Raw genomic sequence first — 24,960 nt, 5'->3', positions numbered from 1 at the left:
TCACACCGTGTATTCGGAGAGGAACGCCTCGAGGATTGCATTGACCTCGTCAGGCCGTTCCATGGACGACGAGTGCCCCGCACCATCGATCTCGTGGAGCCTCGAACCTGCGATCAACTCGGTGATCCGGTGGGATTTGGCCGGGGGTGTGGCGGCGTCCTCCGCACCCACCACGACCAGGGTCGGGGCGATGATGCGGATGGCCTCGTCCTCACAGGGGTCGCGGTCGGCGACAGACTCGATCGCCTTGACCAGGCCCGCGCGATCGGTGCGCTCGAGGATGTCCATCCACTCCTGCACCCACGGGGCGTCCACGTTGCGCTCGGCGAGCATGATGGGCGCCACCCGGGCGCGTAGGGGCTTGATGCCGGCCACTCGGTACACCTTGGCCAGGGTCTTGTACTTGCTGCGATTGGCAGGCTCCTCCGCGGAGACAGCGGTGTCCATGAGCGTGAGGGTGTGGACGATTTCCGGGTTACGGGCCGCGAGGCGAATGCCCACGAACCCGCCCATGGACAGGCCCACAAAGTTCACGACCGGGATCTGCAGATGTCGCAGCAGTTCAGAGACGTCCACCGTGAGGGTGTCCATGTCGTACCCACCCAGGGCCCGCGGGGAGTTTCCCTGGCCACGGAAGTCGATCGTCACGCAGCGGTACCGGTCTCGCAGGTGGGCGATCTGATGCTGGAACATCCAGCCCGAGAACAGCAGTCCGTGGGCGAAGAGCACCACCGGGGCGTCCTCCCGTCCCGCGGGGGCGCCGGTGTCCGTGTAGGCGATCGTCGTATGACCGCGCTGGAAGGTGGGCATCGTGGCGTACTCCTGACGTGATCTCCCGGCCTGGACCGGCCTCTACGGTCGTACGATACGACGCCCGCGCGGGACCTCGAGCCGATCCGACGTTCTCGTTCGCAACATCCTCACCTGAGGGTGACCAGTCGACGCGGGTCGTCGGGTCCGGCCGCGCGCTCGAGGTGCTGGTGCTCGTTGACCGCGATGCACGTCATCCCGCCCCGTCCCACCACGACCCGGGCCGTCCCGGTGTTGACGGTCACGCGCTGCAGCCGGGTCCACAATCCGACGACCCCGTCGGGGTCGGCCAGCAGCCCGGCGACCGCCAGGGAGATCGTGCCGGCGGACGAGACGATGACCGTGGTCCGGCCGCTCCCGGACCGGGCTGCGGCGTCGGTCAGGGCGGTGTTGACGTCGCGGCGGTAGTCGGCGAACGCGTCGAGGCCCGCCCAATGTCCGAGTGCGGCGTCGAGTTGACGCTGGAACGCCTGTTTGGCCTCGTCGGAGGACCCCGCGGAATCGAGGGTGTCGTGCCCGGCGGCCAAGCCGGCCACGCGGGCGGCGTCGAGCACGGCGTCGGCGTCGTACTCGGCCCAGCGCTCGTCGACCTCCAACGCCACGTCCCGGTCGGCGTGGGCGCGCAAGCCGGTGAGCAGGCCCTCGGCCGTCTCGCGCTGCCGGCGCAGGCCGCCGTGGATGATCACGTCGGGGCGCAGTCCGCGGGCGGCCATGTCCTCTCCCGCCAGGCGCGACTGCAGATGGCCGGTCTCTGACAACCGGTCGTAGTCACCGCTGCCGAACGACGCCTGCCCGTGGCGCACGAGGTGGATCGCGCCCATCAGCGACCACCGTCCGATTTGCCGGCCGACCGGCCGCCGATCAGCGGCAGATTGTCGAGCAACGGCAGTGCGCCCAGCATGTCCGTGACCTTGCCACGGGCGTCGTGGACGCCACCAGCGAGCAACGGCAGCACGACCCGGGGAACACCGAGCAACTCGGGCACCACGTCGCGTGGGGAGATCCGGGTGGGTGTGAGGCGGCCTTCGCCCGTGCGGATGATGCGCAGGCACCGCTGCTCGAGGAACGCCACGCCGGGCCGGAACGCGCGGAACGCCGGATTGGTGGTCTGTCCGTGGTAGTAGCGGTGGTTGATCTGCTGGGCGATCACCGCCAGCCGGAACAGACCGAACACCTCATAGAAGCGCCACTGCTCCTCGGTGATCTCGAGGCCGGCACCATGGGCGTACCGTTCGACGACCTGCTGACGGGTGAGCATCCCCGGAGCGTGGGTGGGCTGGCGACGGAACGCCTTGAACAGCGGGCCGTCGTCTTCCTGGACCCAGTAGGCCAGTGCGCCGCCCAGATCCATGAGCGGGTCGCCGACGGTCGCCATCTCCCAGTCCAGGACGCCGATGACGTGGGTGACGTCCTCGGGGTCCAGCACGAGGTTGTCAAAGCGGAAGTCGTTGTGCACCAGGCAGTGCCCGACGTCCTCGGGCTGGTGGGCGGCTAGCCACTTCATCACCGGCGCGAAGTCGGGCACGTCCGGGGTCCGGGCGCGGCGGTAGCGGGCGGACCAGCCCTCCACCTGGCGTCGTACGTAGCCCTCGCCGCGGTCGAGGTCGCCCAGTCCGGCGGCCTCGATGTCCACCGAGTGGAGGTCGACGAGCGCGTCGACGGCCGCCTCGGCCAGGCGCCGGGTCGTGACCCGGTCCATCCGCAGCTCTCGGGGAAGCTCCTTGCGCAGGATGGTGCCCTGCATCCGCTCCATCACGTAGAACTCCGAGCCGATCACCGAATGGTCACCACAGAATCCGACCATGCGCGGGACCAGCGGGTACACAGGCCGCAACGCCGACTGGACGCGGTGCTCGCGCTTCATGTCGTGGGCCCCGCGGGCCTTGGTCCCGGTCGGCGGGCGACGCAGCACCAGGTCCGCGCCCGGGTACCGCAGCAGGTACGTGAGGTTGGATGCGCCACCGGTGTACTGCCGCACCTCCGGGATGACCGGGTCGTCGTCGTCACCGAGGTCCACGCCCGCCAGCACGGTCGGGTCGTCCGGCGAGATCGACCGCAGCCACGCGGCTACCGCCTCGACGTCGAACGCGTCCTCGTCGCGCACCGTGTCGGTGCCGGGCACGCGGCGCCGCAGGGCAGCGTCTCCGTCCCGCGCGCTCATCGGGTCGCCCCGGCAGCATCGCGGTACGGAGCGAGCATCGCGCGGGCGACGACGCCGAGGTGGACCTCGTCCGGGCCGTCGGCCAGTCGTAGCGACCGCGCAGTGGCGTACGCCCCGGCCAGCGGGAAATCGTCGCTCATGCCGCCACCGCCGTGCAACTGCAGGGCCATGTCGATGACCTGCTGCGCCATCTTCGGAACGGCGGCCTTGATGGCGCTGACCTCCACGGCTGCCTGCCCCTCGGTGTCCAGCTTCCAGGCGGCGTGCTGCACCAGCAGGCGAGCCTGGTCGATCGCGATCCGTGCCTCGGCCAGGCGCTCACGGTTACCGCCGAGGTTGACGATGGGTTTGCCGAACGCGACGCGACCCGAGGCGCGGCGACAGGCCAGGTCCAGCGCCATCTCAGACAATCCGATCAGGCGCATGCAGTGGTGGATGCGTCCCGGCCCGAGCCGGCCCTGAGCGATCTCGGCCGCTCGACCCGGTCCGGCGATGATGTTGGACACCGGAAGCCGCACGCCGGAGAGCGAGACCTCGCCGTGGCCGAGGGGCTCGTCGTAGACGCCCTGGGCGGTGAGCATGCGCTCGACGCGGACACCGGGGGCGTCCATGGGCACCAGAACCATCGAATGCCTCAGGTACCGGTGCGCGTCCGGGTCGGTCACGCCCATGAAGATGCCCACCTCGCAGTCCGGGTGGCCGACGCCCGTCGACCACCACTTGCGGCCATCGAGCACCACCTCGTCGCCGGAGATCCGGGCGCTGGCGGCCATATTTGAGGCATCCGAGGAAGCCACGTCCGGTTCCGTCATGAGGAAGGCGCTGCGGATCTTCCCGTCGAGCAACGGGTCCAGCCAGCGGTCCTTCTGCTCCTGCGAGCCGTACTTGAGCAGGACCTCCATGTTCCCGGTGTCCGGAGCGTTGCAGTTGAACACCAGCGGCGCCAGGAACGAGCGCCCCATCTCCTCCGCGACCGGCGCGTAATCGGTGTTACTCAGGCCGGTCCCGCCGCGGGTGCCGTAGCGCTCGGCGTAGGGACCCTCGTGTCCGGCTGGGAGGAAGAGGTTCCACAGTCCCTGCTCGCGGGCGCGGGCCTGGAGTTCCGTCACCCGCGGGTCGACCGCCCACGGGTCCTCCCCGGCCAGACGACGCCGGGCGATACCGGCGTGGATCTCCGGCTCCACCGGGGCGATGTGCGTGTCGATGAACTCGCGGACCGCCGCGGTGAGCTCGGCGGCACGGGGCGATGGGGAGAAGTCCATATGTGCATCGTGGCACACCCGGGTGGGCCAGTTCTCCCGTCGCGACCGCTTTGCCCCGGCTCTGGCAGGATCGCGGACGTGACAAAGGACTCGCGCACGACGCTCGCGGACCGGCTCGACCCGGTCCGTGCCTGGTCTGCGCGACGGACCTACCGCGCAACCGACTTCCGCCCCGTCGACCTCGTCGCGGCCAAGGCGGGCCGCCGCGTCTCGGTGGTGCTGCCCGCCCGCAACGAGCAGTCGACCGTCGGCGCGATCGTCGCCGCCCTGCACACCGAGCTGGTGGACCGGGTGGCGCTGATCGACGAGCTCGTCGTCGTCGACTCCCACAGCACCGACGACACCGCGCGGGTGGCGCGGTCCGCCGGCGCGCGCGTCGTGGCCCAGGGTGACATCCTGCCCGCGCTGGGCGACGTCCCCGGCAAGGGCGAGGCGCTGTGGAAGTCCTTGGCCGCCACCGACGGCGACATCGTGGCGTTCCTCGACTCCGACCTGCGCGACTTCGATCCGTCCTTCGCGACGGGCCTACTGGGGCCGCTGCTCACGGAGCCGGACGTCGTGTTCAGCAAGGGCGCCTACGAGCGGCCCCTCGACGACGGCCGCACCGTCTTGCCCGCCGGCGGGGGCCGGGTGACCGAACTCGTCGCGCGCCCCCTGCTGGCCGCGCACTGGCCCGCCCTGGGCGGGTTCGTCCAACCGCTGGCCGGGGAGTACGCCGGGACTCGCGAGGCGCTCGAGTCGATCCCCTTCGCCGGCGCGTACGGGGTGGACATCGGCATCCTCATCGACCTGGTCGAGTCGTACGGGCTCGACGCGCTCGCCCAAGTGGACCTCGGCCGTCGCACCCACCGCAACTCCCCCGACTCCGCGCTGTCCGTGATGGCGATGCACCAGCACCTGGCCGTCCTCAGTCGGCTTCGGCGGCACGGACGCGTCGTCGGCGCCGACACCCCCGGCCAGACGCTGACCCTGCACCGCCGCGACCCGATCAGCGGCGGATTCCGATCCGAGACCATCGAGGTGGCCCCTGGCGAACGCCCGCCGATGCGCGACGTGCGGGCGGGACTGTAGCGCCGCCAGGGGCTAGATCTTCGACGGGACCCGGGGCGGCCGGGCCGGACCGGCGGGGGGAGGTCCGGAGGTCACGCTCGCCGGGCGGAACCGGTCATCATCGGCATCACGGGCACCAGCGGCGGGAACGGACGGGTGCGCAGGTTCCCGGTGTCGAATCCGGCCGCCGCAACGAGGGCCTTCGTGTCCTGGTTCGGCCGGCAGCCGCCCCCGAAATGGCCCCACAGCGGCGCGATCCGATCAGCCGCCCGACCCAGTGCGCCCGGCGCGCGGACGTGCTCGAGCAGCCGCAATTCGCCACCCGCCGCGAGCACTCGTCGGGCCTCGGACAGGGCGGCCGGAACATCCGGCACAGTGCACAGCACCAGTCCGTAGACCACGGCGTCCGCCTCACCATCCCCCAGCGGAAGAGCTTCGGCGACGCCGGCGACGACCTCCACGGGAACCGCCGCCCGGGCCGCACGTCGGCCGGCATGGGCACGCAGGAGGGGGTCGGGCTCGACAGCCACGACGCGAGTCACTTCCGGCGGGTAGTGCTCGAAGGTCACGCCGGTACCGGCCCCGACCTCCACCACCGTCCCGCGCAGTCCCGCCACCAGACGCCGACGGGAGTCGGCGAGACCGACCCGTTCGAGCAGCGGGCTCAGCACTGTCACCCAACTGCGCGAGAACAGCGGCTTCTCAGACATGTCCACCCCCGGGGATCGGAAGCATCATCTCACGCCGGCGGGCCCTCGTCCGATACCCTTGCGGGTATGGCTGATGCGACATCAAAGCCCGGTGCGCTGCCGGGGTGGGGCCGGGTCCTCGCCGTGGTCGCGCACCCCGACGACGAGTCCTTCGGCCTGGGCGCCGTCCTGTCGACCTTCGCCGCCGCAGGTGCCGCGGTCGACGTGCTGTGCCTGACCAGAGGAGAGGCGTCGACCCTGCGCGGGGTCGAGGGTGACCTGACCCGGATCCGCGAACACGAACTCAGGTCCGCCGCGGACGACCTCGGCATCCGCGGCGTGGACCTGCGGGCCCTCCCCGACGGCGGACTGTCCGATCTGGATGAGCACACCTTGGACGGGGAGATCGACCCCGCGGTGGTCGCCACCCGGCCCGATGGGCTCGTCACCTTCGACACCACCGGCATCAGCGGTCACCCGGACCACGTGGCCGCCACTGACGCCGCCATCCGCGCGGCCGGAAGGCACCAACTGCCGGTACTCGCCTGGACCCTCCCCGATGACATCTGCGCCACCCTGGCCGCCGAGGGCTTCGCCGGATTCCTCGGCCGGCCGCCCGCCGAGATCGACCTCGAACTCACCGTCGACCGCACCGCCCAGCGCCACGCGATCCGCCGCCACGCCAGCCAGGCCGTCCCGGACAGCGTGCTGTGGAGGAGACTGGAACTCCAAGGCGACACCGACCACCTTCGCTGGCTCCGTCGCCCTTGACCGCGCCGCCCCTGACCGCGCAGCCCGCCACACCGAAAGGACCATCGCCCGTGGACGCCTCTGCATGGAACGCCCGCTACCTCGCGCAGCCCGACGCGTGGGGTACGACCCCCGCCGCCCGGATCGTCGCCGAGGTGACGGCCGCCGAGGACGCGGGACTGGCGGTGGGCAACGCCGTCGACCTGGCCTGCGGCGACGGTCGGCACGCGCGCTGGCTCGCCGCACACGGATGGCAGGTACAGGCGGTGGACTTCTCCGAGGTCGCCATCGAGCAGGCCCGGTCCAAGGACTCCGACGAGGGCCGCAGCGGCAGCGTCGACTGGGTGGTCGGCGACGCCACCACCTGGGCTCCGGGCGAGGCCGTTGACCTCGTCGTCGTCGGGTTCCTCCACCTCGACCTCCCCGACCTCACCGCCGTCCTGCGCCGCGCCGGCAGCTGGCTCCGGCCCGGCGGCCACCTCGTGTACCTCGGCCACGCCGCCGAGAACCTCCGCCGCGGCGTGGGCGGACCCCAGGATCCCACCGTGCTCCCCGGCATCACCGACCTCGCCCGCGGCGCCGAGGGACTCGAGGTGGTCTCCCTGCGGCACGACCTCCGGCCGGCCGGCAAGGCCATCGCCGTCGACGTGCTCCTGCACGCCCGGGCCTGGAGCGCGGCGTGACGGCAGCGCAGAGCCCGGCGGCAGCACAGGGCTCGGCGGCAGCGCAGGGCGCAATCCAGAGGCGAATCCTCACCGTTCTCATCCTCGGGCAGCTACTCGCCGGCGCCGGACTCGCCGCAGGCGTCACCGTGGGCGCACTGCTCGCGGAAGACCTGCTCGGCGGCCCCGGACTGTCCGGCCTGCCCTCAGCGTTGTTCACCGGCGGCTCCGCCATCGCCGCGATCGCGGTGGGCAAGCTCTCGCAGGCCCGCGGCCGCCGGCCGGGCCTGGCCACCGGATTCGCGTTCGGCGCCCTCGGCGCGGTCGGCATCGTCGCAGCCACCGCCCTGGAGTCGCTCCCCCTACTGTTCGCCGCGTTCGTCATCTACGGCTCCGGCACGGCCACCAACCTGCAGGCCCGCTACGCCGGCGCCGACCTCGCGACAGATGCCAACCGCGCCCGATCACTGTCCTATGTACTGCTCGGCACCACCGCCGGTGCCGTCGCCGGACCCAACCTCGTCGGACCCACCGGCGCGGTCGCCGAAGCCTGGGGCCTCGCCCCACTGTCAGGCCCCTTCCTCCTCGCTGCCGTTGCGTACGGCGGCGCGGCGCTGGTCATCTTCCTGCTGCTACGCCCCGATCCCCTGCTCGAAGCGCGGAAGTGGGAAACCGAGAGCGCGGGCGTCGCGGCGGCGTCGTCACCCGACTCCCCGACCGATTCTCCCGTCGACGCCGACGCCGCCCCCCGACCCCACGCGGTGGTCGATCCCGCGCCGGCACGCGTGTGGACGGCCGACGTCATCTCCGGTGTCGCTGTGATGGCGCTGACCCAGTTCGTCATGGTCGGACTCATGACCATGACCCCGGTGCACATGCGCGCCCACGACCACACCGTGACCGTGGTCGGTGTGGTGATCTCCCTGCACATCGCTGCGATGTTTTTGCCTGCACCCCTGTCGGGCCTGCTCGTGGACAAGTTCGGCACCCGGGCCGTGGCCGTGTCCGCGGGCGTGGTTCTACTCTTCTCCGGCGTCCTGGCCGCCGTGGCCCCACCCCAGTCGACACTGCTGGTCACCGTCGCGCTGATTCTGCTGGGACTGGGATGGAGCCTGGGACTGGTATCCGGCACGACCGTGCTGACGGCATCCGTGCCGACCACCGTGCGCGCCACCGTCCAGGGCCAGGCCGACGTGGCCGTGGCACTGTCCGGCGCTGCTGGCGGGCTGGTGTCGGGACTCGTCTTCGCGTGGATCGACTTCCGCGGGCTCGGGTTCACGCTCGCCGCCCTGTCGCTCGTCGTCGTGGCTGCGGTGCGGCCCCGACGCGCGCGGGCGGCGAGCGGGGCGGACTCGGCGGAGGGCGCGACTACACGGCCTGCGGCTGCCGGTCCCCCGCCCGGTCGCTAGGGCCGGCCGCGGCCGCCCGCTCGGACAGGTCCACGCGCCACCACACCACGAAGCCCCAGATGACGAACGCCGCGTACACCAAGTACAGCGCCGCCGACGGGTAGTAACCGGCCTTGAGCAGCAGCGGCACGCCCACGACGTCGACCCCGATCCACAGCAACCAGAACTCCGTCCACCCGCGCGCCATCCCGTACGTGGCCAGGATCGAGCCGGTGAAGATCCACGCATCGGCCCACGGACCCCACGAGCCGAGCTCGGTGAAGATCCACCCGAAGACCAGGGTGCCGGCCACCATGCCGACGACGAGCCCGGCCCGTTGCTGCCCCGTGGCCCAGTGCGGGTGGACCGCAACCGCGTCGACGGCCGCGCCGCCGGGCAGCGTCGCGTTCACCCGCTTGTCCCGCGACCAGCGCCACCATCCGTAGACGCCGACCGCGAGGAACATGACCTGCCGACCGGCCTGACCGTAGAGGTCCACGTCCTGCGGGGTATGGAAGACGCCACCGAGGAAGACGGTCAGCAGGGTGAGGTTGCCGACGATCCCCACCGGCCAGGCCCACACCACGCGGCGCATGCCTCCGACAGCTGCCGCCAGGCCGAAAACGTTTCCGACGATCTCACGCCACAGGATCGGAACTCCGCCGATCACCAACTGCGCGTCGAGGAATGAGACGAGAAGGCTCATCGTGTGCCCCTTTCACGGGCTCTACACAGACGGCCCAGGGCTTGTGACACGACCCCCGTCCGACCACGGTCGGCATCGACCGAGGCCGCGTCGGGTGACGCGAGGTTCTCTTCCATCCGGACTATGACCGTCGGCCCCGGGATCACACCGGGTCTGCTGACCCCCACTCGTCTGGTGGGGCCGGATCTACTGTCTGGCCGCACCGCGCGTGCGGGGCGCTCGCGGGCTCGTCGCCGGTCATGGGACCGATGACATCACCGCCGGTGGGGAGTTTCACCCCGCCCTGAGAACGTGTTTCCATCTTTACTCTGCGGCGCAGCAGGTCGCAACTTCAGGGGGCTGGCCTCGCCCGCGGCGGGGTTCGCGGCGAGGCGCGGCGAGGCGCGCGGTACGCGGAGTCACTCAGTCATCGTTCTCGCGAGGCGCACCTGGGAAAACACTGCGCGCAGCGACTCCACGCGGCGCGGCGGTCGGGCGGAGGCCACGCGGCGCGAGTGGGGCGCGGTGCGGGTGGGGCGTCAGCCGAGGGTGAGCTGGCCGCCGGACTCGCTCACCGAGATCGCGTCGAGCGGGCGCGGGGCCGGGGCGAGGGTGTTGCGGCCGTCGGTGGCGTCGTACTCGGCGCCGTGGAGCGGGCAGCGCAGGGTCATGCCCTTCACCACCTGGACCACTCCGCCCTGGTGGGTGCAGCGGGCCGAGTAGGCGACGAACTTGCCCTCGACGGGCTGCGCGACGATCACCGTGGACTCGCCGTCCTTGAACTGCTTCGCCGTGCCCGGCGGGATCTCCGCGGCCGGAATCGTGATCGCGGGAACCGTGGTGGTCTGCTGCACCGTCGACGCGGGTTGCGGCGGCTCGGTCATGCCACACGCTGAGGCGATGCCCGGCAGCAGGAAGATTCCGGGTAGCGCTGCCAGCACGGCGCGACGCTGGGTACACGGCCCGACCGTGGTGGCCGGGCCGTCGGCGGCGGCTCCACCGATCGAGGCGGACGTGGCGGCGAGGGGCTCGGTCATGGCCACCATGGTATCGGCTGGCGCGGCCTCGGCCGCCGGCCCCGCGCCACATCCGGCGAGTCCACCTAGGCTGCCCGCATGACGGTCCGCAGACTCCGACCCCACGCTACGACGATCTTCTCGGAGGTCACCCGGCTGGCCGCGCGGTTCGACGCCATCAACCTGGGCCAGGGTTTCCCCGACACCGACGGCCCGGAGGCGATGATCGAGGCGGCGACGCGCGCCATGCGCGAGGGCCATAACCAGTACCCGCCCGGCATCGGTACCCCCGAACTGCGGCAGGCTGCCGCCGATCACGAGACCGCTCACACCGGCCTGGTCCACGACCCCGACACCGAGGTGTTGGTGACGGTCGGCGCGACCGAGGCCATCGCCGCCTCCGTGATGGGACTGGTGGAGCACGACGACGAGGTAGTCGTGATCGAACCGTATTACGACTCCTACGCCGCCACGGTGGCGATGGCTGGCGCCACCCGTCGCGCCGCGAGAATGGTCCGCTCGGGCGGCACTGTCCGACTCGATGTGGACTCGCTGCGGGATGCGTTCTCTCCTCGCACTCGGGCAGTGCTGGTGAATACGCCTCACAATCCCACCGGGGCCGTCCTGCCCCGCGAGGATCTCGAGCAGATCGCCGCGCTGTGCCACGAATTCGACGCGATCGCCATCTCCGACGAGGTGTACGCGCACCTCACCTACGACGGGGTGGAGCACGTGTCGATCGCAACGCTGCCCGGGATGGCGGAGCGGACCCTGCGCATCTCCAGCGCCGGCAAGTTGCTCAACTGCACCGGCTGGAAGATCGGGTGGCTCACCGGTCCGGCGGACCTCGTGGCGGGCGCGCGCACCGCGAGGCAGTACATGAGCTTCACTGTCGCCTCGCCGTTACAGCTGGGCGTGGCGCACGCGCTGCGTCACGAGCAGGGCTGGATCTCCGGTCTGCGACAGGACATGCAGACTCGGCGGGACCAGCTGGCGGAGACCCTGACCGGGGTCGGGTTCGACCTCGTCGTCGCGCAGGGTACGTACTTCCTCACCGCCGACCCGCGCCCCCTCGGGGTGACGAACGCGGCGGCCTGGTGCCTGGAACTACCCGAACAGATCGGGGTGGCGGCGGTGCCGTTCGCGCCGTTCACCGACGTGTTCTCCAGCGACTGGTCCCACCTGGTGCGGTTCGCGTTCTGCAAGCGTCCCGTGGTGCTCGATGAGGCCGGTCGGCGGCTGCGGACGCTGCAGGACTAGTCAGTGGTCAGCGGCCGGTGGTCAGCACGATCTTGCCGACCGCGCCCCGGCCGTCCATGAGTTGCAGCGCCTCCGCGGCCCGCTCGAGGGGGAACTCGGCGCCTACGAGCGGGTCGAGCTTGCCCGCGGCCAGCAGCGGCTCGACCTCGGCCCACTGCTTCTGCAGGTAGCCGGGGTTGGACATCCAGTACTCACCCCAGCCCACACCGACGGCGCTCTTGTTGCCCAGCAGCAGGCGGTTGACCTTGACGGTGGGGATCTCGCCGCCGGTGAACCCGATGATGAGGATGCGACCCTCCTGACCGAGAGCGCGGATGGAGTCGGTGAACCGGTCCCCGCCCACGGGGTCGACGACGATGTCGACGCCCTTCCCATCCGTGAGCTCCTTCGCGGCGTCCTTGAAGCCCTCCGGAGCGATGGCGTCGGTCGCACCTGCCCGCAGTGCCAGGTCCCGCTTCTCGTGCGTCGACGCCACTGCGATGACGCGGGCGCCCATCGCGGTCGCGAACTGTGTGGCCGCGATGCCGATACCGCCGCCCGCGCCGTGGACCAGCACCGTCTCGCCGGCCTGTAGCCGCCCCCGGTGGGCCAGCGCGAAGTGGACGGTGAGCACGTTCATGGGGATCGAGGCGCCCTGCGCGAAGCTCAGGCTGTCGGGCAGGCGGAACACCTGACCGGGGTCGGTGGAGACCACCTCGGCGAAGCCGCCCAGACCGGGGAACGCGCACACGCGGTCACCGGCGACGAAGCCCGAGCTCTCGGGTGCCGAACGCACAACGCCCGCGACCTCCGAACCGGGGACGAACGGAAGCGGCGGCGAGATCTGGTACTTCCCGCGGGTTTGCAGCACCTCCGGGAAGGTCACCCCCGCGGCGTGGACGTCGATGAGCACGGCGCCCGCCTCGGGTTCGGGAACGTCGACGACCTCGAGAGCAGTGGGGCCGTCATGACTGGAGATGTGAATGGCACGCATGCGGTCCATAGTGTCAGCCCGTCAGTGGGGTGTCAGTCGGTCAGCGTGCGCGAGCGCCCTCCGCCTCACGCTGGTGGCGTCGGCGCCGCAGCAGGTGCATGGCCAGCCCCAACGCGACGATCACCTGGCCGATCTGGAACGCCAGTGCCATGACGATGAACTCGAGACCGAACGTGACGGGCAAGATCAGCAGCGCGGCGCAGATCCCCAGCATCACGACCGTGATCAGTTGCCCGCCCGCGAGGAACCGCCGAGGGTTCGTGGTGAGTTGTCGGCGGATCGCCATCAGCAGCGAGTTGAGTGCCACGAGCAGGCACACCGGCACACCGATCTGGGACGGAAACAGGAACAGCACCACGAACAGCGGGTGGGCACTGAGTGCGACCGTGCCGTCGAGCAGGTATTGGGGCACGCTCCACAGCGCGGTGAGCAGCGCGCAGATCACAGTGATCCACGAACCACCCACGAGGATCCTCACGCGACGAGGGTAACCCCGCGGGTCATTCCCTCGTCAGCGCCTCACCGATCGGCATCTCACCGTCCGAGAACTCGATGGTGCGGTGGACGGTGTCGGGGCGACGCAATACGGCGGCGATGACAGCTGCGACGGCGTCGCGACTGGTCGCACGGTCCTCACGCTTGCCCGGCCCCACACCGATCGTCTCACCGCCCGGTTCGTCGGTCAGCGCGCCCGGACCCAGGATCGTCCACCCCAGATCCGAGTCGCGGAGGTGGCTGTCGGCGGCGGCCTTCGCCTCCGCATATGGGAAGAACGAGTTGTCCTCCGGGACACCGTGTTCGGGGCCCGCGCCATCGTAGGAAACCATGACGTAGCGCTCGACGCCCTCGGCGACACTTGCGTCCATCGAGCGGATCGCGGCGTCGCGGTCCACCGCGTAGGTGCGGTCGGGATTTCCGCCGCCTGCGCCGGCGGACCAGACCACCGAACCGCTGCCGCGCACGACCTCGCGCAGCCCCTCGACGTCGAGGGCCTCGACGTCTGCGACGACAGGGATCGCCCCCGCCGCACGAATGTCGTCGGCCTGGTCGGGATTGCGGATCACCGAGAACACCTCGTCCCCCGCCTCGGACAGGATCTTGGCCGCACGGAGCGCGATCTTTCCGTGCCCGCCGATGATGGTCACTGGTTTGTCGATACTCATGACTTCCGTTGTACGCGTCTGCGGTGGGGAGCGCGCGCGAGTGCCCGTCTGCCGGGCCTTTGCGACGCAAATCACCGAATTTCCACGCTGAGTGTTCGACTGCGGTCACAACTCCACAACGACCCGAACTCCCCGCGCCCGGCGATTGGCTCCGTGTCGGACCCGGAGTGCATCATGTGGACATAAGCCGGGATTCACCGGTGCCCCCCCCTTTTTTTGCTTCGGAGTCACGCATGTCCTTGTCCAGGTCTGGAACCCGGTCTCGCCCGTCGGTACTGGTCCCCCTCGCCCTGATCGCCGGACTCCTCGCGCTGATACTCGCCGCCGCGGGGTGCACGATCGCCCTGCCCACCGGCTCCGCCGGAGAGACGACCCCGACTACGCCGGCCTCCCAGGCACCCGCCCCCGCCACCGTGAAGGTGACCCCGCCCGACGGCGCCACGGAAGTCGCCGTGGTGGACGGTGTCCGGGCCACCGTCGAGAACGGCACTATCACGAACGCCGTGCTGACCAACGACGCCGGCAAGGAGATCGAGGGCGAGCTCGCACGCGACGGATCGCAGTGGGAACCTGCGGTCACGCTCGGATACGGGCGCACCTACACGCTCGAGATCACCTACGAGGGCGCGGTCGGCGGCAGCAAGACGGACACTCGCACGTTCACCATGGCCAACCCGCAGGCAATCGTCACGCCCAGCCTCGTCACCTCCGGTGGGGCCGCTCTCGAGTCCGATCGCGAGTACGGCGTCGGGATGATCATCGCAGCCAGGTTCGACCAGCCGATCGCGGACCGCGACGAGGCGGAGAAGCACATGATCGTCACGACGACCCCCGCGGTCGAGGGCAACTGGTTCTGGCTCAACGACTCGACTGCCCACTGGCGGCCTCGTGACTATTACGAGCCCGGCACCCGGGTACAGGTCGAACTGGACGTCGAGGGTCGCGAGCTCGGCGGCGGCCAATGGGGCGGCGAGAACACCGAGGCCGACTTCACGATCGGTGAGCGCCGGGTCACGATCGCCGACGACGCCACCAAAACCGTCTCCGTGTTCCACAACCGGGAGCTGGTCAAGACCATGCCGACCTCCATGGGCAAGGGCGGCTGGGCAACCTACGGCAACGTGACCATGCACTTCTGGACCCAGCCGGGCAAATACACCGTGCTCGACAAGTCCAGCTCCGTGGAGATGGACTCCACCACGTACGGGCTTCCGCTGTCCGCCGGCTACCGGGTGACCGTCGACCACGGCGTGCGTCTGACCAACGACGGCATCTATTTCCACGCGCTCGAGTCGTCGATGTGGGCGCAGGGCAACACCAACACCTCGCACGGCTGCCTCAACCTGGCTCCGACCAACGCGAAGTGGTACTTCGATCAGGCCGTGACCGGCGATGTCGTGGAGGTCAGGGGCACGGGCGGGCCGGAGCTCGGCGTCTGGCAGAACGGTGACTGGTCGGTCCCGTGGGAGGTCTGGCAGACCGGATCAGCCGCCTGATCCGGCGGATTCTCCCCGGCTGACCCGCAAGTTCTCCCCGGCTGACCCGCAAGTCAGCCCTGAAATGACCGCGACCACCGAGCGATTCGCTCGGTGGTCGCTGCCACATCGTGGGGGCGTCAGCGTACGCCCATCATCTTCTTCTTGATCCACGGCGACAGCGCGGCCATGATCCCCGCCAGGACGATCGACGCGACACCCAACACCAGGAAGTAGCTGCGCTCGGCCCCGGCGTCGTTCGGGTCGTAGTATCCGGCGAGGACACCGGACAGGGCACTACCGATCGAGACGCTGAGGAAGAACAGCGCCACCATCTGCGTCTTGAACGCCCCCGGTGCGAGCTTGGTCGACAGTGACTGCCCGACTGGCGAGAGCAGCAGCTCCGCCATCGTGAACAGGAACAGGATCCCGACGAGGCCCAGGAGCGGGGTCGCGGTACTGCCGACGAAGAACAGGAACACCAGGTACGCGATGCCCATGATGAGATTTGCCAGGGCGAACTTGATCGGGCTCGAGGGCTGACGACTACCGAGCTTGACCCACAACGCGGCGAACACGGCGGCGAAGATGATGATGAACAGCGGGTTGATCGATTGCACCCAGCTCGCCGGCATCTCCCAGCCGCCCAAATTTCGGTCCAGGCGCTGGTCCGAATAGATCGCGATCACCGTGAACTGCTGCTGGAACAGGGCCCAGAACGCCACCGAAGCCACGAACATCGGGATGAAGGCGATCACCCGGCTGCGCTCCTCCGGCTCGGTCTTCGGGCTGCTGATGAGGAGCCCGAACAAGGCGATCGCACCCACCACCGCAATGGCGGTGACGATGTTGGCCAGCGATTCCAACGGCACCAGACCCGTAGCCAATGCCACCACGACGAGCACCACCACGACCGCGCCGATCCCCAGGGAGCGCACGCGCTGCGCCCGCGGGAGTGGGTCGGGGACGGTCGCGCCGACACCCTTGAGGGTGGCGCCTCGCATCGCAACATACTGGATGAGCCCTACTGCCATTCCCGCGGCCGCGGCACCGAAGCCCCAGTGGAACCCGTGGGTTTTCCACAGCGCCCCGGTGATCAGCGGGCCGGCCAGGCCGCCGATGTTCACCGCCATGTAGTAGATGGAGAAGGCGGCGTCGCGTCGGTCGTCGTCACGGCGATACATGTCGCCGACCACCGTCGAGGTCGTGGCCTTGAGGGTGCCCGCCCCGACACCCACGAACACCAGGCCGATCCCCAGTCCGATGGGGCCGGGTACGAGAGCCAGCGACAAGTGGCCGAGCATGATGAAGACGGCCGCGCCGAAGAGGGTCCGTTCCGCACCGAACAGGCGATCGGAGATCCAGCCGCCCAGGATCGCGGACGCGTACACCAGACCGCCGTACGCACCGACGATCGAAGCCGCGATCTGCTCGGAGTAGCCGAGACCGCCGTCACCGACCGCGTAATAGATGTAGTAGGCCAGCAGTCCCTGCATGCCGTAGAAGCTGAACCGCTCCCACAGCTCGATGCCCGACAGGTTCGCCAATCCGAGTGGATGGCCGAAGAACCTGTGGTCCGAATCGGCGAGAGCCACCTCGGCATTCCGAGTTGTCATTGAATCAGTGTCACCCCTGGTATTCGGAGGCTCCAAACTCGCGCCCCAGGGTTACCCCGTCAGGCGGGAGTCGACAATCGGTGTTCCGCACGGGAGAATCGGCAAGATCAGTCCCGGGCGATCGGTCCCGGGCGCAACCCGATAAGCGCAGGAGCACCTCCAGTGAGCCGAGCCGACACCCCGGCCCGATCTATCAGCCCCCTTCACGGAAGGGGGCACACCGGATGATGAGCATCTTGCTCTCACTGCTGGGTGGCGTGATCGTCATTCTGGCAATCACCGCACTCACGGGCTATTTCGTCGCGCAGGAATTCGCCTTCATGGCCGTCGACCGGTCACGGATGGGCGCCGCCGCCGAAAAGGGCGACCCCGTGGCGGACCGCGTTCTCGGCGTCACGAGGCGGACCTCGTTCATGCTGTCGGGCGCACAACTGGGCATCACCGTCACCACCCTCGTCGTCGGCTACGTGGCTGAACCGCTCGTCGGCCGGGCACTGGGTGAACTGCTGGGCTTGGCCTCCGTGCCGCAAGCCGTCGGCGTGTCCGTCGGCACGGTCCTGGCCCTGCTGTTCTCGACCGTCGTGCAAATGCTCTTCGGTGAGCTCGTTCCCAAGAACCTTGCGATCGCCAAACCCGAACCGGTCGCGCGCTGGCTGGCCCGGTCCACGACCATCTACCTGGCGCTGTTCGGCTGGATCATCGGGATCTTCGACAAGGCGGCCGAGTTCCTGCTCAAGGCCGTCGGAATCGAGCCGGTGCACGACAAGGAACACTCCGCGACCGCCCGCGATCTCGAGCACATCGTCGCGGAGTCCGGTGAGAACGGTGAGTTGTCGCCCGAGCTCAGCCGACTGCTGGACCGGATGCTCGACTTCCCCGGGCAGCCGGCAGAGCACGCGATGATCCCGCGCTCCCGCACCGACGTGGTGCGCGGGGAGGATTCCGTGCCCTACGTGCTGTCGAAGATGGCCACCGGTCACACCCGCTATCCGGTCGTCGGCGAGGACTCGGACGACGTCATCGGCATCGTCGACCTCCACGATCTGCTGGTGATCTGCGACGACGAGCGGGATACCTCTCTGACCGAGGTGTCGGAGGTCATGCGGGCCCCGATCGTCGTGCCCACGTCGCTGCCCCTGCCCGAGGTGGCCGCCCGACTGAGCGGGCAGAAGGCCGAGATGGCTGTGGTCGTGGACGAGTACGGCGGGTTCGCCGGCGTGGTGACCATGGAGGACATGGCCGAGGAGATCGTCGGGGAGATCTCCGACGAACACGACCCGCAGGCCGTCGCCGACGCCCCCGTCAGCGAGGGTCTGGGGTGGGTGCTGGGCGGCGACACCCACCTCGACGAGGTCGAACGGTTACTGGACATCAGCCTGCCCGAGGTCGACGCCGAGACTCTGGGTGGGCTGGTCGTCGAGACCCTCGGCGACCTGCCGGACGTCGGCGACCGTGTCGACATTCCCCTACCGGACACCGACATCCTGGAGAACATGTCCGCCGACCGCGTCCTGCGGACCGAAGTCCGCCGGATCGAGCGCCGTGTCCCCGCGGAGTTGCACGTCGTGGTCGAGGAGGCCGCACGATGACCACCACCATGCTCGCCGAGGCCCAGTCTGGACTCATCAGCAACCCCTGGGTGGTGCTGGCCGCGACCGTCCTGCTCATCACCGCTTCCGCCTTCTTCGTGGCCGTCGAGTTCTCGCTCATCTCGGCGCGACGCCACCGCCTGGAAGACGACGCCGCCACCAGCCGGGCGGCGCGGGCGGCCCTGCGCAACGCCTCCGAACTCACCCTCCTGCTGGCGGGCGCGCAGCTGGGAATCACCCTCTGCGCGCTGGCGCTCGGCTCGATCACCAAGCCCGCCCTGCACCACTGGCTGACGCCCGTGTTCACCAACTGGGGCCTGCCCTTGTGGACGGCCGACGTCATCGCGTTCGTCCTCGCGCTGCTCATCGTGACGTTCCTGCACCTGGTGGTAGGCGAGATGGCCCCCAAGTCGTGGTCGATCACGCATCCCGAGTATTCGGCCACGCTGCTGGCACTGCCGATGCGCGGCTTCCTCTGGCTCACCCGTCCAGTGCTGCTCGCCCTCAACGCCATGGCCAATCACATTTTGCACCGGCTGGGTGTCGAGTCGAGGGACGAGGTGTCCGCCGGGCAGGACGCCGATTCGCTCCGCGAGCTCGTCCGGCACTCCGGCGAGGCGGGGACACTGGACGACACCCACCAGCGCCAGCTGCTCAGTGCCCTCGAACTCCAGGAGCTCACCGTGGGCGACCTGCTGGGTGAGCGCGGGGTCGACACGCCGGCGTCGCCGGCCGAGATGTCCGCGGTCGGAGTGGACGCGACCCCGGAGGAGATCCGCGACACCGCCCGCCGCACGGGCCACCTGCGGCTGCTGGTCCTCGAGGGCGACACGGCAGTCGGCGTGGTGCACGCGCGGGACGCCATCAACGTCGAGGGGCGGGCCACCGCCCGCGAACTCATGCGGTCGAGCCTGTCCCTCGAGCACGATCTGACCGTCGCGGAAGCGTTCCGCCGGATGCGTGACGCACGAGCCCACCTCGTCGTCGTCGAACAATCCGGCGGACACCCGGGCACCCACACCTCCGAGGTCCGCGGCGTCCTCACCCTCGACGACGTGGTGCGACGCCTCCTCCCGGTGGCGCGCACCTGACCCGTTGGTCAGCTCGAGCAGCCGGGCACTCCGGGGTGACCGCAGCCGGTCAGAGCAGACCGATGAGTCGTAAGAACCCCCACACGGCCAACCCGACCGCGCCGAGCAGGACGACCAGCATCAGGGCAACGGCCCCGACCGCACGGACCACGTAGCCGCGGACGTCGGTGTCGACCCTGCGGCCCTCGGCGATCGTGCGGTTCACCAGCCGGAGGTTCTTCGAGGTGGCCTTGTGTGCCGCGTCGGCGACGTCCCCGACGAACGGGATCAGCCCCAGCGCCACGTCGACCAGATAGTTCCAGCCCATCCGGAACAGGATCCGCACGGGAACCCGGTTGCGCACCGCCTCGGCGAACACCGCCGCCGCGAACACCGTGCCCACCGCGTCGCCGACGACCGGGACCAGCCCGAGCACCGGGTCCAGACCCACGCGGTACCGGGTGCCAGGGATGCGGACCAGGTCGTCGAGGACGCGAGCGAGCCCGGTGGTTATCGGCGACGCGCCCGTGCGATCAGTCGGCACCGGGGCGGGAAGATTATCGGTCATCACCGCCGAGAGTACGGCGACCCCGCGGGCACGGCCGCCCGGGATCTGGTTTCGTGGAGAGATGACGCCCACGCCCGTCCGCCCGTCGCTTCAGCTCCCGTCGTGCACCGACCGCGATCTCGGCGCGTCCCGGCGCCGGCCGGGTCGCGCCGGAGGCCTCGTGGCGGCCGCCCTCGCCGTCGTCGTCGGGGTAGCGGGGTGCGCCGCACTGTCCGGCGACACCGGCGCCGACGAGATGGACCAGTTCCTGTCCGCGCTCGAGGCCGGCGACGTCGCCGGCGCGGCCGAACTGACCTCCGACCCGGTCGTCGCGCAGGCGTCCCTCACCGCGAGCGTGGAGGGGATGGGGTGGCCGGCGATCTCCGCGACGGCCACCGGTGAGGGCCGCCCCGACCGCGACCCGGTAGCGGTGGAGATCACGTGGGACATGGCCGCGCAGGACGGTGCGGCTGACGCCGGGCCGCGCAGTGTGACCACCCGCGGCGAGGTGCGGACGACCAAGGTGGATGACGAGTGGAAGGTGCAATGGGCGCCGACGGTGCTCGACACCCGGCTGGCGGAGGGGGGTCGGCTGACGTTCGCCGAGGACCTCGACTGGGACACGGACATCGTCGACCGGACAGGCGACCCGCTCATGCAGTGGACGCCCGTCACGGCGGTGACGCTCGCGCCTCAGGCGGCGGACTCCGCGGATGCGGTCGCGTCGCTGGTGAGCGGGGCCGCGCCGACGATCACCGGGCAGTCGATCCGCGACGGGATGGCCGAGGCCGGTGACCAGACGTATCAGGTGGTGGCGCTGCGGCCAGAGGACATCGAGCCGATCCGCGAGCAGCTCGCCGCGATCCCGGGAGTGAGCCTTCCGGAGCAGGGTCAGCTCATCCGCAGTGACCGTGAGCTGGACTCCCCGGCCCTCGACGGCCTGCCCGACGCCTGGACACAGGCACTGCGGCAGGAGGGCGGGTGGTCGGCGCAGATCGTCAACCCCGGTGCCGAACCGATCGACCTCGGCGGCGCCCCTGCCGGGCAGGTCGACGACCTGGTCTCCACGCTGCAGGTCTCGATGCAGCGGCAGGCCCAACGCGCGGTCGACGCCTCCGGCCTGGCCGCGTCGATCGTCGCGATTCAACCCTCGACCGGTGGCGTGTTGGCGGTGGCGCAGAACGACGCGGCGGATCAGCAGGGGCCGGTATCGATGCAGGGTCGGTTCCCGCCGGGGTCGACATTCAAGATCGTCACCACGGCAGCCGCGCTCGAATCCGGAGTCGTGGGACCGGACGAGATCGTGCCGTGCCCGTCCTCGATCACAGTGTCCGGCCGGACGATCCCCAACGACGACGACTTCGAACTCGGCCCCGTGCCCCTGGAGACGGCCTTCGCCCGCTCGTGCAACACCAGCCAGGCCGTGATCAGCGACCGCCTCGCACCCGAGGCGATGAAGGACACCGCCGCCACGCTGGGGCTGGGCGTGGGGTTCGTCGCCCCCGGGCTGGGCGCCGACCTCTACACCGGCTCGGTGCCCGTCACCGAGCGCGGTCCGGGACGGGTGGAGGCCTCGATCGGGCAGGGCGAGGTCCTGGCCAGCCCGTTCGGCATGGCGGTGATGACCGCCTCGCTCGCGAACGGGGGCCGGATGATCCTGCCGCACGTCATCGACGGAATGCCTGCGGTCGCCAACGACGCCCCGGAGCCCCTGTCTCCGAACGTCGTGGACACCCTGCGTCGCTACATGGTGCAGACAGTGCAGTCCGGCACCGCGACGGCCGCGAACTCGGTCCCCGGGCTCGGCGGCAAGACCGGGACGGCCGAGGTCGGCAGCGGCGCCTCGCACGGCTGGTTCGTGGGGTCGACCGGAGACATCGCGGTTGCAGTGCTCATCGAGCGCGCCGACTCCTCAGTCCCGGCCGTGGCCATGGCCGCCGACTTCCTCAGCGCCGCCGGGCAACCCGAGGGGCTCGCGACGCGGTGAACCGGTAGTTTCGGATCATGCGCCTACCCAGGGTCTCCCTGTCCGAACTTCCCCTGCCCGGCCTGAACCGGCTGCCCTTCTCGTCGTCGTCCCCATCCCCCGCCGACACCAACCGCCGGGTCCTGGTCACCGGCGGCGCCTCCGGTCTCGGGCTGGCACTGGCCACGGCGTTCCTCGAGCGTGGCGACCGGGTGATCGTCGCCGACCTTGCCCCGACCGCCGAGCGCCCCGACTCGGTCCCCTCCGACGCGCGTTATCTGCGGCTCGACGTGCGCTCGGAGGATGAGTGGCAGGCCGCCCGCACCGAAGTCGAGAAAATCTGGGGCGGGCTGGACGTGCTGGTCAACAACGCCGGGATAGCCCAGGGCGGGCGAATCGACTACCTCACCGAGGAAGACTGGCGACAGATCGTCGACATCAACCTGCTGGGTGTGGCCCGGGGATGCCGGACCTTTGTGCCGATGCTCAAGGCACAGGGCCACGGTCACCTGGTGAACACCGCCTCGCTAGCCGGTCTCGTCCACCCGCCCACCATGTCCTCGTATACCGCGGTCAAGGCGGCGGTCGTCGCGATCTCCGAGAGCCTGCGGTGGGAACTGCAGCCGTTCGGCGTGGACGTGTCGGTACTGTGCCCGTCGTTCTTCCGCACCAATCTGGCCTCCAGTCTGAACTCCTCCGATCCCGCCGCCAGCGGGTTCGCGAGCAAACTCATCGACCGCTCGGAGCGGGGGGCCGAGGCCATCGCCGCCGAAGTGATGACGGGTCTCGCCGCCAAGGAGTTCCTCATCCTCCCGGACCCCGATGCGAGGAAGTCGTACCGGGCCAAGAGGTTCCTTCCCGCCGCGTACGCCCGGACCATGCAGGGCATGGGCCAGAAGTTCGCCCGGGCCACCGGCGGGCCCGCGGGTCGAGACAGCGCGTCGCACGCCACCCGCTAGTACCCTGCGGGCCATGACCCCCTCGCACCTGCTCTCCCGCGCCGATCTCGACTTTCTCCTACACGATTGGCTCCGCGTGGCCGACCTGTGCGAGCGGGAGCGGTACTCAGAGCACTCGCGCGAGACGATCGACTCGGTGGTGGACCTGTCGGCCGAGCTGGCCGAGAAGTACTTCGCTCCCCACTTCCGCAAGGCCGACCTCACCGAACCCCGGCTGGTCGGCGAGGAGGTGGAGCTCATCCCGGAAATCGGGGAGGCACTGGCCAAGTTCGCCGAGGCCGACCTGGTCGGCGCCGCCATGGACGAACGAGTCGGCGGCATGCAACTGCCGTACACCGTCTACCTAGCGTGCATGGCCTGGTTCTATGCCGCCAACATCTCCACCGCCGCCTACCCGCTGCTGACCACCGGCAACGCCAACCTGCTCATCGAGCACGGCTCGGACGAGCAGATCGAGCGCTACGTCAAGCCCATGATCGAGGGGCGTTTCACCGGCACGATGTGCCTGTCCGAGCCGCAAGCCGGGTCCAATCTCGCCGACATCACCACCCGAGCCGAGCCGCAGCCCGACGGCACCTACCGGCTGTTCGGGCAGAAGATGTGGATCTCCGGCGGCGAGCACCAGATGGCCGAGAACATCGTGCACTTGGTGTTGGCCAAGGTCCCCGGCTCCCCGGCCGGGACGCGCGGCATCAGCCTGTTCGTGGTGCCGAAGTTCCTGGTCGAGCCCGATGGCACGATCGGGGAACGAAACGACATCGTGATCACGGGCCTCAACCACAAGATGGGCTTCCGGGGCACGGTCAACACGATGCCGACGCTCGGCCAGGGCATGCACACCCCCGGCGGGCGGTCGGGAGCGGTCGGCTATCTCGTGGGCGAGGAGAACACCGGCCTCAAGAAGATGTTCACCATGATGAACGAGGCCCGCCTCGGCGTGGGCTTGGGCGCCACGGCCATCGGATACACCGGTTACCTCAAGTCGCTGGACTACGCCCGCACCCGGCCCCAGGGCCGACCGGTCGGGGCGGACCCGTCATCACCGCAGGTGATGCTCACCGGGCACGCAGACGTGCGCCGGATGCTGCTGGCCCAGAAGTCGTACGTGGAGGGCGCGCTGGCGCTGAGCTTGTACTGCGCGCGGCTGGTCGACGACGAGAAGACCGGGTCACCGGAGGAGTCGGTGGCCGCGAAGATGCTGCTCGACGTCCTCACTCCAATCGCCAAGTCGTGGCCCTCGCAGTGGTGCCTCAAGGCCAACGAGCTGGCGCTGCAGGTGCTCGGCGGGGCCGGGTACACCATCGACTACGACGTGGAGCAGCACTACCGCGACAACCGGCTCAACGCGATCCACGAAGGCACCCATGGCATCCAGGGACAGGACCTACTGGGTCGCAAGGTCATGGCCGGCGGCGGGGCCGGGTTGGGCGCGCTCACCGGGCGGGTCGCCTCGACGTGTGACCGGGCCGTCGAGGCGGGCGGGGCCGCGGCCGAGCTGGCCGCGCTGCTGCGTCCGCGCGTCACCCGCCTCATCGAGATCACCACGGCGCTGGCGGAGGTGGGCGCCACCGATCCGGAGGCGTTCCTGGCCGACGCCTCCGAGTACCTCGAGGCCGCAGGGCACGTGGTGATCGCGTGGATGTGGGTCGAGCAGGTTCTCGCACTGGGCGCACGCACCGAGGATCCGGACGACGCCTTCGGCGCGGGCAAGCTCTCGGCGGCGCAGTATTTCCTACGCCGCGAACTGCCGACCGTCGACGCCCGGTTCGACCTGCTGGCCGCGGGAGACCGCACGACGCTGGATATGCGGGACGCCTGGTTCTGACTCCTCGGGCGGAGATCGCGGCCATCGTGCACGCCACGGAGCCC

23 protein-coding genes and 1 riboswitch are annotated in these 24,960 nt (G+C 70.0%); of the genes, 11 read left to right on the top strand and 12 right to left on the bottom strand.

What is annotated here, in order from left to right:
* From FQ137_RS04470 to FQ137_RS04455, 4 genes are all read right to left on the bottom strand, one after another.
* On the bottom strand, nucleotides 1-810 hold the full coding sequence (locus FQ137_RS04470; RefSeq protein ID WP_149291319.1) for an alpha/beta fold hydrolase: 810 nt from the start codon (nucleotides 808-810) through the stop codon (nucleotides 1-3).
* 110 nt (nucleotides 811-920) lie between these two features.
* On the bottom strand, nucleotides 921-1,631 hold the full coding sequence (locus tag FQ137_RS04465) for a histidine phosphatase family protein (protein WP_149291318.1): 711 nt from the start codon (nucleotides 1,629-1,631) through the stop codon (nucleotides 921-923).
* Nucleotides 1,631-2,971 carry a phosphotransferase family protein gene (locus FQ137_RS04460; protein ID WP_149291317.1) on the bottom strand — a complete coding sequence of 447 codons (1,341 nt, stop codon included), beginning with the start codon at nucleotides 2,969-2,971 and terminating at the stop codon, nucleotides 1,631-1,633. Before FQ137_RS04460 ends, FQ137_RS04465 begins: the two co-directional genes overlap by 1 nt.
* Nucleotides 2,968-4,233 (bottom strand): acyl-CoA dehydrogenase family protein, encoded by a 1,266-nt coding sequence (locus tag FQ137_RS04455; RefSeq protein ID WP_149291316.1) that lies wholly within the window; start codon nucleotides 4,231-4,233, stop codon nucleotides 2,968-2,970. Before FQ137_RS04455 ends, FQ137_RS04460 begins: the two co-directional genes overlap by 4 nt.
* Before the next feature lie 78 nt (nucleotides 4,234-4,311).
* On the opposite strand from FQ137_RS04455, the gene FQ137_RS04450 reads away from it, so the two are divergent.
* Nucleotides 4,312-5,304, top strand: a complete 993-nt coding sequence (locus tag FQ137_RS04450) for a glucosyl-3-phosphoglycerate synthase (protein ID WP_149291315.1) — start codon at nucleotides 4,312-4,314, stop codon at nucleotides 5,302-5,304.
* Nucleotides 5,305-5,375: 71 nt separating this feature from the next.
* Here FQ137_RS04450 and FQ137_RS04445 read toward each other — a convergent pair whose 3' ends face one another.
* Complete coding sequence (locus tag FQ137_RS04445) at nucleotides 5,376-5,993, bottom strand: class I SAM-dependent methyltransferase (protein WP_188064770.1); 618 nt, start codon at nucleotides 5,991-5,993, stop codon at nucleotides 5,376-5,378.
* A gap of 66 nt (nucleotides 5,994-6,059) precedes the next feature.
* On the opposite strand from FQ137_RS04445, the gene FQ137_RS04440 reads away from it, so the two are divergent.
* From FQ137_RS04440 to FQ137_RS04430, 3 genes are read left to right on the top strand one after another with little or no spacing between them, the layout of a single operon-like run.
* Nucleotides 6,060-6,743: a PIG-L family deacetylase gene (locus FQ137_RS04440; RefSeq protein WP_149291314.1), complete on the top strand. Its 684-nt coding sequence runs from the start codon at nucleotides 6,060-6,062 to the stop codon at nucleotides 6,741-6,743.
* Between the two features lie 50 nt (nucleotides 6,744-6,793).
* A complete protein-coding gene (locus FQ137_RS04435; protein ID WP_149291313.1) occupies nucleotides 6,794-7,405 on the top strand; it encodes a bifunctional 2-polyprenyl-6-hydroxyphenol methylase/3-demethylubiquinol 3-O-methyltransferase UbiG in 612 nt (203 codons plus the stop codon).
* Nucleotides 7,402-8,793, top strand: a complete 1,392-nt coding sequence (locus tag FQ137_RS04430) for an MFS transporter (protein WP_255583600.1) — start codon at nucleotides 7,402-7,404, stop codon at nucleotides 8,791-8,793. The genes FQ137_RS04435 and FQ137_RS04430 overlap by 4 nt, the downstream gene beginning before the upstream one ends.
* Here FQ137_RS04430 and FQ137_RS04425 read toward each other — a convergent pair.
* Nucleotides 8,753-9,478 (bottom strand): nicotinamide mononucleotide transporter family protein, encoded by a 726-nt coding sequence (locus tag FQ137_RS04425; RefSeq protein WP_149291312.1) that lies wholly within the window; start codon nucleotides 9,476-9,478, stop codon nucleotides 8,753-8,755. The genes FQ137_RS04430 and FQ137_RS04425 overlap by 41 nt on opposite strands.
* 100 nt (nucleotides 9,479-9,578) lie before the next feature.
* Nucleotides 9,579-9,773, bottom strand: a riboswitch (FMN riboswitch).
* A gap of 223 nt (nucleotides 9,774-9,996) precedes the next feature.
* The gene (locus tag FQ137_RS04420) at nucleotides 9,997-10,494 is read right to left on the bottom strand and encodes a Rieske (2Fe-2S) protein (RefSeq protein WP_255583598.1); all 498 of its coding nucleotides are present in this window, start codon (nucleotides 10,492-10,494) and stop codon (nucleotides 9,997-9,999) included.
* A 78-nt stretch (nucleotides 10,495-10,572) separates the two neighbouring features.
* Here FQ137_RS04420 and FQ137_RS04415 point away from each other — a divergent pair, with 78 nt between their 5' ends.
* Nucleotides 10,573-11,733: a pyridoxal phosphate-dependent aminotransferase gene (locus FQ137_RS04415; protein WP_149291310.1), complete on the top strand. Its 1,161-nt coding sequence runs from the start codon at nucleotides 10,573-10,575 to the stop codon at nucleotides 11,731-11,733.
* Nucleotides 11,734-11,740: 7 nt separating this feature from the next.
* Here the strand turns inward: FQ137_RS04415 and FQ137_RS04410 are convergent, their stop codons facing one another.
* Genes FQ137_RS04410 through FQ137_RS04400 form a run of 3 tightly spaced genes read right to left on the bottom strand, consistent with a single transcriptional unit; the run spans nucleotide 11,741 to nucleotide 13,869 of the window.
* Nucleotides 11,741-12,706, bottom strand: a complete 966-nt coding sequence (locus FQ137_RS04410) for an NADPH:quinone oxidoreductase family protein (RefSeq protein ID WP_149291309.1) — start codon at nucleotides 12,704-12,706, stop codon at nucleotides 11,741-11,743.
* Between the two features lie 40 nt (nucleotides 12,707-12,746).
* Nucleotides 12,747-13,184: a hypothetical protein gene (locus FQ137_RS04405; RefSeq protein WP_149291308.1), complete on the bottom strand. Its 438-nt coding sequence runs from the start codon at nucleotides 13,182-13,184 to the stop codon at nucleotides 12,747-12,749.
* 22 nt (nucleotides 13,185-13,206) lie between these two features.
* A complete protein-coding gene (locus FQ137_RS04400) occupies nucleotides 13,207-13,869 on the bottom strand; it encodes an NAD(P)H-binding protein (protein ID WP_149291307.1) in 663 nt (220 codons plus the stop codon).
* A gap of 233 nt (nucleotides 13,870-14,102) precedes the next feature.
* Between FQ137_RS04400 and FQ137_RS04395 the strand changes: the two genes are divergently transcribed.
* Entirely contained in the window at nucleotides 14,103-15,365 is a 1,263-nt protein-coding gene (locus FQ137_RS04395; protein ID WP_149291306.1) for an Ig-like domain-containing protein, read from the top strand.
* A gap of 119 nt (nucleotides 15,366-15,484) precedes the next feature.
* Here the strand turns inward: FQ137_RS04395 and FQ137_RS04390 are convergent, their stop codons facing one another.
* Nucleotides 15,485-16,960 carry a peptide MFS transporter gene (locus FQ137_RS04390; RefSeq protein ID WP_149291305.1) on the bottom strand — a complete coding sequence of 492 codons (1,476 nt, stop codon included), beginning with the start codon at nucleotides 16,958-16,960 and terminating at the stop codon, nucleotides 15,485-15,487.
* A 227-nt stretch (nucleotides 16,961-17,187) separates the two neighbouring features.
* On the opposite strand from FQ137_RS04390, the gene FQ137_RS04385 reads away from it, so the two are divergent.
* Both FQ137_RS04385 and FQ137_RS04380 read left to right on the top strand, forming a co-directional pair.
* The gene (locus FQ137_RS04385; protein WP_149291304.1) at nucleotides 17,188-18,549 is read left to right on the top strand and encodes a hemolysin family protein; all 1,362 of its coding nucleotides are present in this window, start codon (nucleotides 17,188-17,190) and stop codon (nucleotides 18,547-18,549) included.
* The gene (locus FQ137_RS04380; RefSeq protein ID WP_255583593.1) at nucleotides 18,546-19,640 is read left to right on the top strand and encodes a hemolysin family protein; all 1,095 of its coding nucleotides are present in this window, start codon (nucleotides 18,546-18,548) and stop codon (nucleotides 19,638-19,640) included. The genes FQ137_RS04385 and FQ137_RS04380 overlap by 4 nt, the downstream gene beginning before the upstream one ends.
* Before the next feature lie 49 nt (nucleotides 19,641-19,689).
* Here FQ137_RS04380 and FQ137_RS04375 read toward each other — a convergent pair whose 3' ends face one another.
* Nucleotides 19,690-20,187: a DUF4112 domain-containing protein gene (locus FQ137_RS04375; protein WP_149291303.1), complete on the bottom strand. Its 498-nt coding sequence runs from the start codon at nucleotides 20,185-20,187 to the stop codon at nucleotides 19,690-19,692.
* Nucleotides 20,188-20,248: 61 nt separating this feature from the next.
* Between FQ137_RS04375 and FQ137_RS04370 the strand changes: the two genes are divergently transcribed.
* Genes FQ137_RS04370 through FQ137_RS04360 form a run of 3 tightly spaced genes read left to right on the top strand, consistent with a single transcriptional unit; the run spans nucleotide 20,249 to nucleotide 24,916 of the window.
* Complete coding sequence (locus tag FQ137_RS04370) at nucleotides 20,249-22,153, top strand: penicillin-binding transpeptidase domain-containing protein (protein ID WP_149291302.1); 1,905 nt, start codon at nucleotides 20,249-20,251, stop codon at nucleotides 22,151-22,153.
* A gap of 17 nt (nucleotides 22,154-22,170) precedes the next feature.
* A complete protein-coding gene (locus tag FQ137_RS04365) occupies nucleotides 22,171-23,091 on the top strand; it encodes an SDR family NAD(P)-dependent oxidoreductase (RefSeq protein ID WP_149291301.1) in 921 nt (306 codons plus the stop codon).
* A 13-nt stretch (nucleotides 23,092-23,104) separates the two neighbouring features.
* On the top strand, nucleotides 23,105-24,916 hold the full coding sequence (locus FQ137_RS04360) for an acyl-CoA dehydrogenase (protein WP_149291300.1): 1,812 nt from the start codon (nucleotides 23,105-23,107) through the stop codon (nucleotides 24,914-24,916).
* Nucleotides 24,917-24,960 lie beyond the last annotated feature (44 nt).

Source organism: Dietzia sp. ANT_WB102 (genome assembly GCF_008369165.1).
Lineage (GTDB): Bacteria > Actinomycetota > Actinomycetes > Mycobacteriales > Mycobacteriaceae > Dietzia.
Note: the sequence above shows the minus strand (reverse complement) of the source record. Positions and strands in the feature narration are given on the sequence as shown.